This window comes from Winslowiella iniecta (assembly GCF_001267535.1).
Taxonomy (GTDB): Bacteria; Pseudomonadota; Gammaproteobacteria; order Enterobacterales; family Enterobacteriaceae; genus Erwinia; species Erwinia iniecta.
In genome coordinates, this window is sequence record NZ_JRXE01000005.1 from 150,802 (window position 1) to 167,593 (window position 16,792).

The following is a 16,792-nucleotide window of genomic DNA, read 5'->3' on the forward strand; positions in this document are numbered from 1 at the left end:
TCGCCGCCTGTGCGCCAAGTACCAGCGCCAGCGGAATCACGCCCAACAGCACCGGTAAACTGGCTCTGACACCGCGCCAGAACTCTGATTTTTTTGTTATGTTACTGGCAACCGGCCAGACCGAATCTGTGTCGCTCATATCACCTCCTGAAGGAGGGGAATTATACGCTTTTCGCCGTGAAATTGGGTTGCTAATCTGCCAGGCATTCGTTATCAATTGGCACTTAAATGCTAATTTTTCGCAAAAAATGGAAGCTGATGCCATGAATCTGGATCTTACCGATCGCAAAATCCTTAATGCGCTGCAACGCGATGGCCGCATGCAAAATATTGACCTGGCGCGTGAGGTTGGCCTGTCACCCTCTCCCTGTCTGCGGCGGGTTAAGCAGCTTGAGCAAAGTGGGGTGATCAAGGGCTATGTGGCGCTGATTGACGGTGCTAAAGTGCAACGTAATGTCACCATTTTTACCCGCGTCTGGCTGACCCGGCAGGATGCTGAAACGGTGGATCATTTTGCGGCTGAAATTATGAAGTTACCTGAAGTGGTCGAGTGTCATCTGATGGCCGGAGAGTGTGATTATCTGTTGCGGGTGATTACCGCCAGCCTCGATGATTATCGTCAGTTACAGATTAATCATCTGACGCGTATTCGTGGCGTTTCCAGTATTAAAACCGATATTCCGATGCAGTGTTATAAACAGACCACCGAATTGCCATTATTGTAACGGCGTTGCTGTCTGACCCTGCCCGCTATCTCGCCCTGAATTCATTTTTGGTTATCAAATCGGGGCGTGAAATTTGCCTTTCTCCTGCCGCCATAAGGTTAGTTACTGCCGGTAATCTATTAAAATCCATTAACAATCAACAGGTTAATTAACCGCCGTTCTCATTTTTTGCAACACTTTAGAAGTTAATAAATCTTTACAAATCTATAGACAGAGTGTGAGATATATCACCTTTTCATGTTTCAAAAATGTAGGTTTAGATGATAACTCGCAGGCAGGTTCTCATTTCTGGTGCAGCCCTTGGCGGGTTTGCAGCACTGAATCCGGTTTTGTCATGGGCGTCAACGCCCGCCGCCGCGTCCGATCCGGGTGTGTTCTATACATTGTCGAAATTACTGACCCAGCGTGCGGCATTAAGTCAGGTAGTGTCTGCCCGTGCGCTGCATTGTCTGGTGTCAGAAGATGCCGATTTCCTGGTAAAAATGCATGCGCTGGTGGCGGCATTAAACACGGCGAATATTACCGATGCCGACCAGTTAAATGGTCACCCGATGATGCAAAATCGCCTCGCTGGCGAAACGGTAAAGAAAATTGTCTCCGCCTGGTATCTCGGGTTTACCGGCACGCCGGTATCGCTGCGTGCGGTTGATAACACCCGCTTTGTCACCTACACCGATGCCCTGATGTATACGCCAACGCTTGATGCCACGGTTATTCCGACTTATTCGCGTGGGCATACCAATTACTGGACGCAGCCGCCAGCCACCATAAAAAACGATTAATCTTTTTCTTCTTATTGTGAGCAACACCATGAGCAAACACTATGATGCCGATGTGATAGTCATCGGTTCGGGTGCATTGGGTAGCAATGCCGCCACCACCCTTGCCCGCAAAGGCAAATCGGTGATTATTCTGGAAGCCGGTGAGAAAATTCCGCGCTGGAAAATTGTCGAAAATTTCCGTAATTCCCCGAAAAAGGCCAACTACAACTCGCCTTATCCTAATCAGCCGTGGGCGCACCACTCTTACGACGAACAATATATCGAAAATACCGGCTCGTTTGATTTCCGTCCCGGCATGCTGAAACTGGTGGGCGGCACGACCTGGCACTGGGCTTCCGCCTGCTGGCGCTATCTGCCCAATGATATGAAACTGAAAACGCTGTATGGCGTTGGTCGTGACTGGCCGATGGAGTACAGCGAGTTAGAGCCGTGGTATGTCAAAGCTGAGCTGGCAATGGGCGTATGCGGTAGCGACACCGATGACCAGAGCGGGCAAGGCGGCAGCGCTTTTCCACCGCGTTCGCAGCCTTATCCGATGGAGCCGGAAGGGGAAACTTACCTGTTCCAGCGCCTGAAAAGCCGCATCAGCCCGGCGGGTTACCACTTTATTCATGAGCCGAATGCGCGCGCGACGCGTCCGTATGACGGTCGTCCGGCTTGCAGCGGCAACAATAACTGTATGCCGGTTTGCCCGATTGGTTCGATGTACAGCGGCGATAAACATGCTCAGCATGCGGAAGATGCCGGTGCGCAGCTGATGACCGATGCCACTGCCTGGAAGCTGGAAAAAGGTGCTGACGGCAATATTGTTGCGGTACACGTTCGCAGTTCAAAAGGCGAAGATAAACGGCTGACGGCGAAGTACTTTATTGTCGCGGCTCACGGACTGGAAACCCCTAAGCTGTTGCTGATTTCTGATGTTGCTAACAGTTCCGATCAGGTGGGACGTAACCTGATGGATCACACTGGCATGGGCCTGCAATTCCTTGCGGATGAGCCGGTCTGGCCGGGTCGGGGTGCGGTACAGCAGGGCGGTATTTTCAACTTCCGCGATGGCGATTTCCGTAAAAAACACGCCGCGATTAAACATGCCATTTCCAATAACGTTCCGAATATGAATATTGCTCAGCGACTGATCGCGGATGGCGTATTGGGTCATGAACTGGATAAGCAGATTCGTCATCAGGCAGCGCGCTGGGTGGATATTTCCACCGTGTTTGAAATCCTGCCGCATGCCAGCAATACCGTGCGCCCCAGCACCACCCGCAAGGACGCGCTCGGTATCCCGATGCTGACCGTTAACTACGAAGTTGATGACTATGTTAAAGCCGCTAAAGCGGTAGTGGACGCAGATTATAAGAAGTTTGTCAGCCTGATGGGCGGCACGGTGATTGAGGACAACACCGGCTGGCAGAACCGTGACCATCTGATGGGTACGGTGATTATGGGAGATAACGCGAAAGATTCGGTGGTGAACCATGAGTGCCGCAGCTGGGATCACAGCAATCTTTTCCTCGCGACCACCGGCGTTATTCCGGCATCCGGTGTGATTAACCCGACCCTGACCGGCGTTGCACTGAGTATTCGTGCGGCTGAAATCATCGATCGGGAGATTTAATTATGCAGATCACCAGTAAATTTTTCGCCGCCACACTGCTGCTGGCCTCTTTCGGCAGCACCGCCGCGCTAAGCGCTGAACCCTCTTCTGCCGATGCGTCGCGGGTAAAACGCGGTGAGTATCTCGCCGTCGCGGCAGACTGCGGCGCTTGCCATCGTCAGACCACGGAGGACGGCGCGCCCTTTGCCGGCGGCTACGCCATTGATTCGCCGATGGGGCGCATTATTGCCAGCAATATCACCCCGTCGAAGCAATATGGCATTGGACAGTATACCGAGCAGCAGTTTGCCGATGCGCTGCGTAAAGGGGTCGCCGCCGACGGCAGCAATCTCTATCCGGCGATGCCTTATACCGCTTACCAGGGGATGACTGACGACGATATTCATGCACTGTACAGCTACTTTATGCTGGCGGTAAAACCGGCCGATTTTGCGCCGGATGAGCATACCCGTCTGAGTTTCCCGTTTAATATCCGGCAAATCATGTGGGGCTGGAATCTGCTGTACCGTAATGATCAACCGTTTGAAAAAAAGCCCGATTTATCTGAGCAGCTGAATCGCGGTAAGTATCTGGTCGATGTGCTGGCGCACTGTAGTACCTGTCATACGCCGCGCAATATGATGATGGCCGAAGACAGCAGTCAGTATCTGGCCGGTAGCCCGCTGGGTGGCTGGTATGCGCCGAATATCACCCCGGATAACAGCGGGATTGGTGACTGGAGTCAGGACGATATTGTCAGCTACCTGAAAACCGGGCATCTGGCTGGCAAAGCGCAGGCTGCCGGGCCGATGGGTGAAGCCGTTGAGCACAGTTTCCGCTATCTCGATGATAAAGATCTGCATGCCATTGCCGCCTGGATTAAGCAGGTGCCAGCGATCGCTACGCCGGTTGCTAAGCCGTCAGCTCAGCCAGCAGAAAAGGTGGATATTAATCAGGTGGTGAAAGGACAGGGCGATCAGGCATCGCTGGCTGACAGCCGCTCAACCGATGGCGCTGAACTGTACAACGGCGCATGCGCCAGCTGTCACGGGCGCGAAGGGCAAGGCACGGCGGATAACTTCTATCCTTCACTGACCCATAACAGCGCGGTTTCTGGCCCGACGGCGCAGAATCTGGTGATGACGATTGTTGAGGGTATCCATCGCAAAGGCAGTGACAGTGATGTCGGCATGCCGGCGTTTGATCAGCAATTAAATGATGCGCAAATCGCGGCTGTGACTCACTACGTGCGCCATCAGTTTGGCAATATCAATGAGGATATCTCAGCGGATCAGGTTAAAACTCTGCGTAACGGTGGCGAAGCGCCATTTATCGTGCGCTATGTTGATTATCTGATTGCGGCGGGGGTATTTATCGCCTTGTTATTACTGCTGCTAATTGTACGTCTGCGTAAGAAATAGCCGCTAAAAATATAACGGCATCCTCCGTCGGGGGATGCCGTTATTTTTGCGCGCTTACCCTCTTTTACGCACCAGCTGGGTGCGGCGGGTCATAAATTCCAGCGGCACGCTCCAGATATGCACCAGGCGCGTAAAAGGGAACAGCAGAAACAGCGTCATACCAGTCACCAGATGCACGCGGAAAATCGGTGCCACGCCGTCGAGGAAGTGTGACGCACCGAAGCGGAAGGTCACGATGTGCTGTGCCCAGTTAACCAGCTTCATCATTTCACTGCCGTCGAGATGCTGCGCCGAAAACGGAATGGTGGCGAGACCGAGCGTGACCTGCACCATTAACAGCGCCAGAATCAGAATGTCGGCGACGCTGGACGAGGCGCGCACTCGCGCCACAAACACGCGACGGAACAGCAGCATCATACCGCCAATCCACATGGTGACGCCGCAGATGCCGCCCAGCACCATCGCCATCCACTGTTTGGCCGGCAAAGACAGAAATGACTGATACATCCAGTGCGGTGTCAGCATGCCTACGATATGACCGAAAAAAATACCGATAACGCCAATATGGAACAGATTTGACGCCAGACGCATCCAGCGTTTATCCAGGATCTGGCTCGATCCGGCGCGCCAGCTGTACTGACCGTAGTCATAACGTAACAGGCTGCCGAGCAGAAACACCGTCCCGACGATATACGGGTAGATATCAAAGAAAAACAGGTTTAAGAACGACATTATTTTCCCTCCCGATAATTCGGCTGCGCTTGTGCAATATTCAGATATTGCGGGGCGACAGCGCCGGAAAAACGCTGCTGATGTTGACGCGTTTCGCCGCAATCCCCCTGCTGCGTAGCCATAAAACGCACCTGTTCCTCTTCCCACACCGCATCCAGTGCGGCGGGGGTATCGTCACGCGCTTCCTGCTCTACCTTTTCCTGCAGATGCTCACTGCTGGCGTCACTGCCGGAAAGCTGGGTGAGCAGCTCGAGAAGCAGGGCGTAGTGGCTGTCGCGCTGATGCAGACGGGCGGCCAGCAGCGCGAGAATCGGCGCAATACTTTCCAGCCAGCTGGTGGCTTCTTCCGGGCTGAGCTGCGCGAGAAATTCAAGAAACAGCGGCAGATGATCCGGCAACTCATTGCTGTTCAGATCGAATCCGGCCTGACGATAGTGATCCAGCAGATCGACCATCGCCTGACCGCGATCGCGTGATTCGCCGTGTACATGTTCAAATAACAGCAGCGACAGCGATCGGCCACGATCGAACAGGCTGCCGTAATCGGCCTGCGCATCCAGCAAGCGGCCGGAGATACGCCACTCAATGACGCGCTTCAGCATCGCCTGCTGACTGGCGTTCAGTTCCGCTAACTCGTCCACCGCCGCCAGCAGTTCTTCTTTTGCCTGCCAGAGAGCGTCATCGGGATAGTCCAGTAACCGGGAAAGTATCAGTAACGATCTCATCGGCGGCCTCCGGTGGTTTTGGCATCGACATTAATCGCGTCAATACGCTTAGCGTTGAACAGGTCGAATTTGCTGTTGCTGCCGTGGCAGCCATCGCCAAAGCTAAAGCCGCAACCATTACGTTCCGGGAAGGCATCACGCGCCAGCTCGCGGTGGCTGGAAGGCACCACGAAACGGTCTTCATAGTTGGCAATCGCCAGGTAGCGATACATCTCTTTCGCCTGCTGTTCAGTCAGGCCAACCTCTTCCAGCGCACTGATATCGTGTTTACCTTCAACAGTTTCCATGCGTTTGTAATGACGCATTGCCAGAATGCGTTTCAGCGCGCGGGCGACCGGTTGGGTATCACCAGCGGTCAGCAGGTTCGCCAGATATTGCAGCGGAATGCGCAGTGACTCGATATCCGGCAGTACGCCGTTTTGCGCCAGCACGCCAGCATCGGCAGCCGACTGAATCGGCGACAGCGGCGGCACATACCACACCATCGGCAGGGTGCGGTATTCCGGATGCAGCGGCAGCGCCAGCTTCCATTCCATCGCCATTTTGTATACCGGCGAACGCTGTGCGGCCTCGATGACGCTCATCGGCACGCCATCTTTCTCAGCCTGAGCAATCACCGCCGGGTCATGAGGATTAAGGAATACCGACAGCTGACGCTCATACAGATCCTGCGTGCTTTCGCTGGAAGCGGCTTGCTCAATGGCATCGGCGTCGTACAGCACCACGCCGAGGTAGCGGATACGGCCGACACAGGTTTCGGAACAGACGGTCGGCATACCCGATTCAATTCGCGGATAACAGAAAATGCACTTCTCAGATTTGCCGCTCTTCCAGTTAAAATAGATTTTTTTGTACGGGCAGCCGCTGACGCACATGCGCCAGCCACGGCACTTATCCTCATCAATCAGTACAATGCCATCCTCTTCGCGCTTATAGATGGCGCCGCTTGGGCAACTGGCAGTACAGGCCGGATTCAGGCAGTGCTCGCACAGGCGCGGCAGATACATCATAAAAGTGCTTTCAAACTGGCCGTACATCTCTTTCTGGATATGCGCGAAGTTTTTATCCTGCGAGCGTTTGGCAAATTCGCCGCCGAGATCGTCTTCCCAGTTGGCGCTGCGATGGATTTTCTCCATCCGTTTGCCGGTCAGCAGCGAGCGAGGACGTGCAATCGGCTGTGCTTTGCCGGGTTTCGCGGTGTGCAGATGCTGATAATCGAAATCGAATGGCTCATAGTAATCATCGATCTGCGGCATATGCGGGTTAGCAAAAAGATTTGCCAGAATGCTGAGTCGTCCGCCCTGACGCGGCTGCAATTTGCCGCTGATCTTACGAATCCAGCCACCCTGCCATTTCTCCTGATTTTCCCAGTCGATCGGGTAGCCAACGCCAGGTTTGGTCTCGACGTTATTAAACCAGCCATACTCCATGCCTTCACGGCTGGTCCAGACGTTTTTACAGGTGACTGAACAGGTGTGGCAGCCAATGCACTTATCCAGGTTCATCACCATGCCAACTTGTGAGCGGATTTTCATTTCACTTTCCCCCTGGCCACTGCCGCTTGTTCACTGTCACTGTTTTCGCCATCCAGCCAGTCGACACGGCGCATTTTGCGCACCACCACAAACTCATCGCGGTTTGAGCCGACGGTGCCGTAGTAATTAAAGCCGTAAGCCTGCTGGGCATAGCCGCCAATCATATGGGTCGGTTTCGGGCTGATACGGGTCACCGAGTTATGAATCCCACCGCGCTGGCCGGTTATTTCCGAGCCGGGAATATTTACCAGGCGTTCCTGTGCGTGATACATCATCACCATGCCCGGCTTAATGCGCTGACTGACGATGGCGCGCGCCGACAGTGCCCCGTGAGTATTAAACGCTTCGATCCAGTCGTTATCCTCAATGCCCAGCTCGCGGGCGTCGTCTTCACTCAGCCAGACAATCGGCCCACCGCGCGCCAGCGTCAGCATTAACAGATTGTCGCTGTAGGTCGAGTGGATACCCCATTTCTGGTGTGGGGTAATAAAGTTCAGCGCTTTTTCCGGGTTGCCATTCGATTGACGGTTAAGCAATGGCTGGGCGCTGCGGGTATCAATCGGCGGACGATACGCCATCAGGTTTTCACCAAATGCCAGCATCCACGGGTGATCCTGATACAGCTGCTGACGGCCACTCAGGGTGCGCCACGGAATCAGCTCGTGCACATTGGTGTAACCGGCGTTATAAGAGACGTGCTCGTCTTCGAGGCCGGACCAGGTCGGGCTGGAGATGATTTTGCGCGGCTGCGCCTGCAAATCGCGGAAGCGAATTTTGACTTCGCGTTTTGGCAGCGCCAGATGGGCATGGTCGCGGCCGGTAAATTTGCCCAGTGACTGCCAGGCTTTCACTGCCACTTCACCATTGGTTTCCGGTGCCAGCGTCAGAATCACTTCAGCCGCATCTTTGGCGGTGTTAATTACCGGACGTCCTTGCGCGCTGCCGCTCTCATGACGGCGATTCAGCCGACCCAGCAGTTCCACTTCCTCTTCGGTATTCCAGAAAATGCCTTTGCTGCCGTTGCCGAGCTTATCCATTAGCGGGCCAAGCGAGGTAAAGCGCTGATACGTTTCCGGATAATTACGCTCGACTACCGCGATATTTGGCGCGGTTTTGCCGGGAATCAGATCGCACTCGCCTTTTTTCCACTCTTTAATATCGCCGGTTTGCCCCAGCTCATCGGCGGAATCATGCTGCAACGGCACGGTAATCACATCGGTTTCCACCCCCAGATGGCCGACGCAGACTTGTGAGAAGGCTTTTGCGATACCTTTATAAATCTCCCAGTCACTGCGCGAATCCCAGCAGGGATCGACCGCCGCCGACAGTGGATGAATAAACGGATGCATATCCGAGGTATTCATATCGTCTTTTTCATACCAGGTGGCGGTGGGCAGCACGATGTCGGAATAGAGACAGGTGGTCGACATGCGGAAATCCAGCGTAACCACCAGATCCAGCTTGCCTTCACGGCCTTGCTCCAGCCACTCGACCTCTTCCGGGCGTTGACGCCCTTGCTCACCGAGATCGGTCTGCTGAATGCCATGTTCGGTACCCAGCAGGTATTTCAGCATGTACTCATGGCCTTTACCCGACGAGCCGAGCACATTGGAGCGCCAGACAAACAGGTTGCGCGGCGAGTTCTGCGGCGCATCCGGCTGTTCGGCGGCAAAACGGATATCACCAGATTTCAGTGCGTTGACCAGATACTCTTTTGGCGTCTGGCCGGCGGCCTCGGCGGCTTTCGCCAGTCCAAGCGGATTGGTATTGAGCTGCGGTGCGGAAGGCAGCCAGCCCATACGTTCGGCGCGCACATTGAAGTCAATCAGGCTGCCGCTGTAGCGCTTTTTATCCGCCAGCGGCGAGAGAATCTCTTCGGTACTCAGGGTTTCATAGCGCCACTGGCTGGAGTGATTGTAGAAGAATGAGGTGCCGTTCATCTGGCGCGGCGGACGTGTCCAGTCGAGGGCGAAGGCCAATGGTAACCAGCCGGTTTGTGGCCGCAGTTTTTCCTGACCAACATAGTGCGCCCAGCCGCCGCCGGTCTGACCGACGCAGCCGCAGAACACCAGCAGATTGATAATGCCACGGTAATTCATATCCATATGGAACCAGTGGTTGATACCGGCACCGACGATAATCATCGAACGGCCATGGGTTTTATCGGCATTATCGGCAAACTCGCGCGCAATACGGATCATATCCTGCTGCGGCACACCGGTAATTTTCTCCGCCCAGCCTGGGGTGTAGGCTTTGATCTCGCTGTAATCGCTGGCGCTCTGGCTGTCGTCGACCTGCGCATCGCCCCAGTCGCGGGCAATACCGTAATTGGCCAGCGTTAAATCAAATACGCTGGCAACCAGTGCGCTGCGACCATCCGCCAGCGTAATGCGTTTGGCGGCGATCGGACGCGAAATCACATCAGACAGTGCCACCGGGCGGAAATGTTCGCTTTCAATACCGCCAAAATACGGGAATAGCGTGCTGGCAATTTCATCATGCTGGCCGAGCAGCGACAGTTGCAGCGTGACCTCGCGGCCATCATTGCCCGCGCGCTGTTCCAGGTTCCATTTGCCTTCTTCGCCCCAGCGAAAACCAATGGAGCCTTGCGGTGCAACCAGCTCGCCTTGTTGATCAACGGCGATGGTTTTCCATTCCGGGTTATTACTTTCACCCAGTGCGCCGAGCAGATCGGCGGCGCGCAGCTGGCGCCCGGCAACATAAAAGCCATCTTCACGTTGATCCAGCATAACCAGCATCGGTAAGTCACTGTAGCGGCGGGCATAATCGATAAAATAGCGGCTGGGTTTTTGCAGATAAAACTCTTTCAGAATCACATGGCCCATGGCGAGCGCCATCGCGCTGTCGGTACCCTGTTTGGGTGCCAGCCATTGATCGCACAGCTTCACCACGTCGGCGTAATCAGGCGTTACCGCGACGGTTTTAGTGCCTTTGTAGCGCACTTCGGTAAAGAAATGGGCATCCGGGGTGCGGGTCTGGGCGACGTTTGACCCCCAGGCAATCAGGTAAGATGAGTTGTACCAGTCGGCGGATTCCGGCACGTCGGTCTGCTCGCCCCAGGTCATCGGTGACGCAGGCGGCAAATCGCAGTACCAGTCGTAAAAACTCAGACAGGTTGCGCCGATTAATGACAGATAGCGCGCACCGGCGGCATAGGAAACCATCGACATCGCCGGAATCGGTGAGAAGCCGGCAATGCGGTCCGGGCCGAAGGTTTTAGCGGTGTAGACGTTGGCCGCAGCAATCAGCTCATTCATCTCTGGCCAGCTGGAGCGCACCAGCCCGCCGCGGCCACGTGCTTGTTTGTAACGTTTTGCTTTTTCGGGATCGTTAATAATGCTTGCCCAGGCATCCACCGGATCCTGATGCTGCTGGCGCGCTTCACGCCACATTTCCAGCAGTTGCTGGCGAATTTGCGGATATTTCAGGCGGTTGGCGCTGTAGATATACCATGAATAGCTGGCACCTCGCGGACAGCCGCGCGGTTCGTGATTCGGCAGATCGGGGCGGGTTTCCGGATAATCCGTTTGCTGAGTTTCCCAGGTGACCAGGCCGGTTTTGACATAAATCTTCCAGCTGCACGAGCCGGTACAGTTCACACCGTGTGTGGAGCGAACAATTTTGTCATGCTGCCAGCGTTGACGATAACTGTCTTCCCAGTCGCGGTTGGTTGCCAGCGTCTGACCATAACCATCGGCAAAGGGCTCTGCCAGTTCCTTAAAATAACGGAACCGATCCAGAAACTTACTCATTCGATACACTCCTCACAGATCAAATAACTGCAAAAACGATTTATTATCATTCGCGAATAAACGCGTTATTTCGGCGTGATCAGTTAATAAAATTTCAGTTTGCTAACGTGCTACTCAATAAGGGTTAACTGACGTAATGAAATTACCGTCTCGCTAACCCGAAGTGAGTAGAAATTAATTTCACAGAACACTTTACAAACTCACCTGCGATCAACCAGAATTCAATTCACTCGGCAAAAGTGATGTCATAAAACCGGTCAAATTTTCCCAATAGCATGTCAGAAAACATTGAGAGGATATTGATCTGTGTCGTATAAAAATGACATTCAAGCCGAAAGCAGCCGCGGCGTGCTGGCTACATGGACTCCCGAAGATAAAAATTTTTGGGAACGAAGTGGAAAAAAAATTGCCGCTAAAAATCTCTGGATTTCAATTCCCTGTTTACTCCTGTCGTTCTGCGTCTGGATGTTATTCAGTACCGTTGCGCTTTACTTACCCGGAGCCGGATTTCGTTTTACCACCGACCAGCTATTTATGCTGACGGCGCTTCCCTCACTGGCTGGCGCAATTATGCGTGTGCCGTATTCCTTTGTAATTCCGATATTTGGCGGCCGTCGCTGGACAGCTTTCAGTACTATTATTCTGGTGGTGCCAGCGCTGTGGTTGGGCTATGCGGTGCAACAACCCACGACCCCTTATTGGGTATTTGTGGTTATCGCCTTATTATGCGGCGTGGCGGGCGGTAATTTTGCGTCGAGTATGGGCAATATCAGCTTTTTCTTTCCCAAACATTTGCAGGGCGGCGCACTGGGACTGAATGGTGGTCTCGGCAATCTTGGCGTCAGCGTGATGCAACTGGTTGCTCCGCTGGTGATGGGCATGGCGGTTTTTGGCTCCTTGTCCGGTGCCGGTCAGCTTAGCCCGTCCGGTGACGTGCGTTGGGTACAGAACGCGGCGTTTATCTGGGTGCCGCCGCTGGTAATTTTTGCCGTTGCCGCCTGGTTTCTGATGAATGATATCGCCACCGCCAAAGCCTCACTGGCACAACAGCTGCCAGTATTAAAGCGCCCACATATGTGGATTATGGCGCTACTGTATCTGGCGACCTTTGGATCTTTTATTGGTTTTTCTGCCGGTTTCGCCATGTTGACGAAAACACAGTTCCCACATGTGGTGATCCTGCATTATGCCTTTTGGGGGCCATTAATCGGTGCGCTGGCGCGTCCGGTCGGTGGCGCGCTCTCCGATCGCTTTGGTGGTTCGAAAGTCACCTTAATCAACTTTGTGCTGATGGTGATTTTTGCCACGCTGATTTTCTTTACTCTGCCGGGCGACGGGCAGCAGGGTGCATTCGGCGCATTCTTTGCGGTGTTCCTCGGCCTGTTCCTTACCGCCGGGCTGGGCAGTGGTTCCACCTTTCAGATGATTTCCGTGATTATTCGCGCCGATACACTGCGTCGGGTAAAACAGGCCGGAGGCAATGATCGGCAAGCGGCACAGGAAGCCGCCACTGATTCCTCTGCCGCGCTGGGATTTATTTCTGCTATTGGTGCGGCCGGGGGGTTCTTTATTCCAAAAGCTTTTGGGACTTCACTGGCGCTAAGCGGATCGGCAGAAGGCGCTTTAAAGGTCTTTCTGCTGTTCTACGCGCTATGCGGTGTGATTACCTGGTGGTGTTATATCCGTAAATCGGCCGCGTAACTGTCTGCACTTTTCTCCCGCCTTCCTGCTCAGGGCCACAGTTGCTGGCCCTGCTATCGTCACGACACTCCGTTTAGATATTTAATCAAATATTCATCAGGCTTGCTCGCTACTGACCAGAGATAATCAGCGCCAGAGTGAAACCGGTGCGCCAATGCACCCTTCACTTTTGTCGCAGTGAGTGAACGACTGGTTTTCAGCGGACGTCAGACTAAAAGGACTCAGATAGCATGTATGAGGGCGATTTCTTATATCCGGTGAGTTTTTCCCCAGGCGATGAACTTCCAGCGGCCATGACGCGTTTATTCTGGTTAGAAGCCAGCGAGACAGAAGGGTGCGAAATGATCATCAGCCAAAATGGTTGCTGCGTTCGCCTGAATCTGGCAGCCGGTGAGACGGGTATGTTTGCGGTGAAAAGTAAAAAAGTGCTGATTAAATCCGGCAACGTGCAGGGTGTCGAATTAAAGGTGATTGCCATGGCAAAATTGCAGGCTTTTATCGATGCCGGTAGCCGCACGCCTGGGCATGCCAAAAAAAGAGAGACGCTGTTTGGTTTCAGCCGTTACCGACGTCCTGAAGAGTTGTCGCGCAAAAAATTTGAATACTGGTTAATTAGCCAGAGCGTTAAGCAGTGCCAGGGAATGGATAATATCGTCCAGCTGATTCGTGATAATGAGTGCTACTGGATCGTGAATTATTTACTGACCCGGGCGGATGAATATAAATCGCTGCGGGAAATCGGTGGACGTTACGGACTTTCCGTTTCGCATTTCCGTCGCTTAAGTAAATCAGCATTGGGAAATACGGCGAAGGTGGAAATGTGCGACTGGCGTTTAATTCGGGCCATTCTCGATATTATGGGCGATGAGCAAAATCTGACGGCCATTGCGATGAAACATGGTTATGCATCGCTGTCGCATTTTTCCGGGGATGTTAAAAACAGATTTGGTATTCCGCCAAGGGACTTAAAAAAAATGATCAACTGCGAGTTGCTTAAATGAAGCGCTCAACTCTTCTGTTACTTTTTTTTGCGGTTTCTCTGATGTATTGCTGTCTGGCGATTGCTGACACGCCGGTTGCGGAGAAAATGCCTGCTCAGGGCTATGTTGCCGCGAAAGACGGCGTGAAACAATTCTTTGATGCCTTGTCAGCCAGAATGAAAATACCGTTTATTGTCAGCAATCTGGCGGCGAAAAAAAGAATCAGCGGTAACTTTGATTTCTCCGCTCCGGAAACATTACTGAATAATATCACCGGTAATATGGGAATGGTCTGGTATCACGACGGCAATACGATTTATATTTATGATGCCAGTGAATTAAAAAATGGTGTTTTCCGTCTTAAGAATAGCTCAGTAGCAGAGCTGAAAAAGTTTTTGCTGGCTTCCGATCTTTACGACGAGCGTTATCCGTTACGCTCTGAGCCCGGTAGCCAGACTTTTTATCTCGCCGGTCCGCCGGTCTATTTCACATTAGTTATGCAGACCGCGACGTATCTTGATCAGCTGGCGGTAACAGAAGTTGAAGCAACCAGCCTGGTGGCGATCCCGTTATATAACAGCTTCGTTGAAGATCGAAAATATAAATACCGTGACGAAGTGATTACCATTCCCGGCGTGGCTTCGGTGATTCGTGCCCTGACATTTAACGGCGTCGCGGCCACGCAGATGGAAAACCGACCGACGGCTGAGCAGGAGGATGCCGCAGAAGAGGGGGCGGAGTCGCCAGCCATGACCGATGATGTGGCAGACAAAGCGCTGCAAGCAACATGGCAACCGGCAACGCGTGCGGCTGTGCGAGTTGAAGGCGATATGGTGGTGATTGCTAATCCCGATAACAACAGCTTGTTGATTAAGGGGTCGCCTGAACAGCTAAAAAATATCAAGCGGCTGGTGAGTTTGCTGGACATACCGAAACGTCATATTGAAATGTCGGTGTGGATTGTCGATCTGCAAAAAGACGAACTGGAGCAACTGGGGGTGACCTGGCGCGGATCGCTTAATTTAACCGACCAGTTTGGTGCCTCATTTAATGGCGGCTTTTCCAGCACTGTCGATGGTGCCAGCTTTATGACGGCGATTATGGCGCTGTCGCAGCAAAACCGCGCCAATGTGGTGTCACGCCCAATGTTGCTGACGCAGGAAAATGTACCGGCGATTTTTGATAACAGCCGGACGTTTTACACCAAACTGATTGGCGAACGCAGCACCAGCCTTGAGCAGGTGACCTATGGAACGTCACTCAGTGTTCTGCCGCGTTTTACCGATGCGGAAGAGATAGAAATGATGCTGAGTGTCGAAGATGGTAATCAGTATCGTCAGGATAACGATAAAGAGAGCAGCTTGCCGGAAGTCGGACGTACCAATATCAGCACGGTGGCACGCGTACCGAAAGGCAAAAGCCTGTTGATAGGCGGCTATACCCGCGATGAAAACAGCAATTTACGGCAGGGAATTCCGGGGTTGAGAGATTTGCCGCTGATTGGTGGCCTGTTTAACTATCGTCAGAACCGCAGTGCCAATATGGTGCGTATCTTTCTGATTCAGCCCAAAGAAATTGATGGCCGTGAAGCGCGCGACGGGTCGCGAATGGTGGCCGGCCTACGCAATAAATCTGCTGATGCCCCGCTGTTTGACTGGATGAATAATTTCCTGGATGCGCAGCGGTGATTAGCCCAACGGGTGCACTGTCCGGATCGATGCTGTCTGCGTCGCTGGTGGCAGAAAAGCACACGCTACTTAGCGGCAATCTGAGCTCCGCGCCGGCTAATTCCGGCAGCCGTCCCGGCGGCGCGGTGGATGATGACAGCCTGATAACCAGTGCGGGAAAATTTCTTAATTCCATCGATGAGTTTTCGGCCTTTATCAGCCAGGTTCGCAGGCTAAGAGATCTTGCCGGGCGCTGCGATTTCTCTGCCGCTGCGGAGATCTACGAACTGCTGGATGATGATGCCGCCGCAAAAATTGCCGCATTGTGGCGGGTGGTAAAAATCCAGGATTCAAACTCTGCTGCGCGATTACTGCAGGAGGCAAGAACGCTGTTTCCCGATGAAAGTAATCGCGTGGTTGCTCTGCGGGAAATGCTGAAGCATCGCAATTTATCTGAAATCGAGCGCGAAATTATAGAGCAAGCACTGGCCCGCGCTGAAAATGATGCCAGCCCGGCGCGTCTGAAGTCAGGGATCAATGTGGCACTGAAAGCACGTTTATTTGGTAAGCAATTAAATCTTTCTGCGGCAGTGATTCGTGAGAGCTATCGTAACTTTATTGAGAGCGACGAGAATGAACGCAGGATTTATCAGGGATGGGTATTAATGTTTGGCGGAGCCAGACGTCATATGCTGATTAATTTTATGGAGAGTGCGTTATGGGCGGATATGATTTCCAGCGATCCGGGATGTAGTGATATTGAATTTGGTAATTTACTGGGGCGTCTTAGGCAAATAAGAGTTATTCGTTCAAGTGATGCTTTATTTATTCATCGCGTCAGTAACGATAATTTTTTCAGCCGTTTTAATTTTTCTGAAGATGACTGGCTGCTGTTTATTCTACCCATTTTGCATGATGCTGGTCTGTTATGTGATCAACTGAGGCAGCTTGGAAACAATATATTAAGCCGGATATCTCAGAGAGAAAAAGTGTGTTTTATCCAGAAGATATATCATTTTGTGCGCGATTTTCCGCCGGTGATTTTTGACAGTGATGACCAGCAAAAACTGCTGCATCAGCATTTTAAATCGTTGATCGGCCATGGCTATCAGGCTGAGCTGGCAGAGAGCAGAAATTATTAAACTTAATCTCCG

The 16,792-nt window shown here is 52.9% G+C and carries 12 protein-coding genes; 8 read left to right on the forward strand and 4 right to left on the reverse strand.

All coding sequences use genetic code 11. The annotated features are described in order from the left end of the window. The first annotated feature begins 263 nt into the window (after positions 1–263). From NG42_RS04925 to NG42_RS04940, 4 genes are all read left to right on the forward strand, one after another. Positions 264–725 carry an Lrp/AsnC family transcriptional regulator gene (locus NG42_RS04925; RefSeq protein WP_052898203.1) on the forward strand — a complete coding sequence of 154 codons (462 nt, stop codon included), beginning with the start codon at positions 264–266 and terminating at the stop codon, positions 723–725. Between the two features lie 260 nt (positions 726–985). Next, the gene (locus tag NG42_RS04930; RefSeq protein ID WP_052898151.1) at positions 986–1,507 is read left to right on the forward strand and encodes a sugar dehydrogenase complex small subunit; all 522 of its coding nucleotides are present in this window, start codon (positions 986–988) and stop codon (positions 1,505–1,507) included. 28 nt (positions 1,508–1,535) lie between these two features. Next, positions 1,536–3,125, forward strand: a complete 1,590-nt coding sequence (locus NG42_RS04935; protein WP_052898152.1) for a GMC family oxidoreductase — start codon at positions 1,536–1,538, stop codon at positions 3,123–3,125. A 2-nt stretch (positions 3,126–3,127) separates the two neighbouring features. After that, positions 3,128–4,525, forward strand: coding sequence for a c-type cytochrome (locus tag NG42_RS04940; protein ID WP_052898153.1), 1,398 nt, complete (start codon positions 3,128–3,130; stop codon positions 4,523–4,525). Between the two features lie 54 nt (positions 4,526–4,579). On the opposite strand, the gene narI is transcribed toward NG42_RS04940, so the two are convergent. Genes narI through NG42_RS04960 form a run of 4 tightly spaced genes read right to left on the reverse strand, consistent with a single transcriptional unit; the run spans position 4,580 to position 11,290 of the window. Beyond that, positions 4,580–5,257, reverse strand: coding sequence for a respiratory nitrate reductase subunit gamma (narI, locus tag NG42_RS04945; RefSeq protein ID WP_052898154.1), 678 nt, complete (start codon positions 5,255–5,257; stop codon positions 4,580–4,582). Beyond that, positions 5,257–5,982 (reverse strand): nitrate reductase molybdenum cofactor assembly chaperone, encoded by a 726-nt coding sequence (gene narJ / locus NG42_RS04950; protein WP_052898155.1) that lies wholly within the window; start codon positions 5,980–5,982, stop codon positions 5,257–5,259. Before narJ ends, narI begins: the two co-directional genes overlap by 1 nt. Beyond that, a complete protein-coding gene (narH, locus tag NG42_RS04955) occupies positions 5,979–7,517 on the reverse strand; it encodes a nitrate reductase subunit beta (protein ID WP_052898156.1) in 1,539 nt (512 codons plus the stop codon). Before narH ends, narJ begins: the two co-directional genes overlap by 4 nt. Continuing rightward, on the reverse strand, positions 7,514–11,290 hold the full coding sequence (locus NG42_RS04960; RefSeq protein ID WP_052898157.1) for a nitrate reductase subunit alpha: 3,777 nt from the start codon (positions 11,288–11,290) through the stop codon (positions 7,514–7,516). The genes narH and NG42_RS04960 overlap by 4 nt, the downstream gene beginning before the upstream one ends. A 306-nt stretch (positions 11,291–11,596) precedes the next feature. Between NG42_RS04960 and NG42_RS04965 the strand changes: the two genes are divergently transcribed. The 4 genes from NG42_RS04965 (at position 11,597) to sctW (ending at position 16,780) form a co-directional block, all read left to right on the forward strand. Continuing rightward, positions 11,597–12,991, forward strand: coding sequence for a NarK family nitrate/nitrite MFS transporter (locus tag NG42_RS04965; RefSeq protein ID WP_082203832.1), 1,395 nt, complete (start codon positions 11,597–11,599; stop codon positions 12,989–12,991). A 341-nt stretch (positions 12,992–13,332) separates the two neighbouring features. Beyond that, the gene (locus tag NG42_RS04970) at positions 13,333–13,992 is read left to right on the forward strand and encodes a helix-turn-helix domain-containing protein (RefSeq protein WP_162231016.1); all 660 of its coding nucleotides are present in this window, start codon (positions 13,333–13,335) and stop codon (positions 13,990–13,992) included. Then, a complete protein-coding gene (gene sctC / locus NG42_RS04975) occupies positions 13,989–15,659 on the forward strand; it encodes a type III secretion system outer membrane ring subunit SctC (protein ID WP_052898159.1) in 1,671 nt (556 codons plus the stop codon). The genes NG42_RS04970 and sctC overlap by 4 nt, the downstream gene beginning before the upstream one ends. Further along, on the forward strand, positions 15,656–16,780 hold the full coding sequence (sctW, locus tag NG42_RS04980) for a type III secretion system gatekeeper subunit SctW (protein WP_053115674.1): 1,125 nt from the start codon (positions 15,656–15,658) through the stop codon (positions 16,778–16,780). The genes sctC and sctW overlap by 4 nt, the downstream gene beginning before the upstream one ends. Positions 16,781–16,792: the final 12 nt, after the last annotated feature.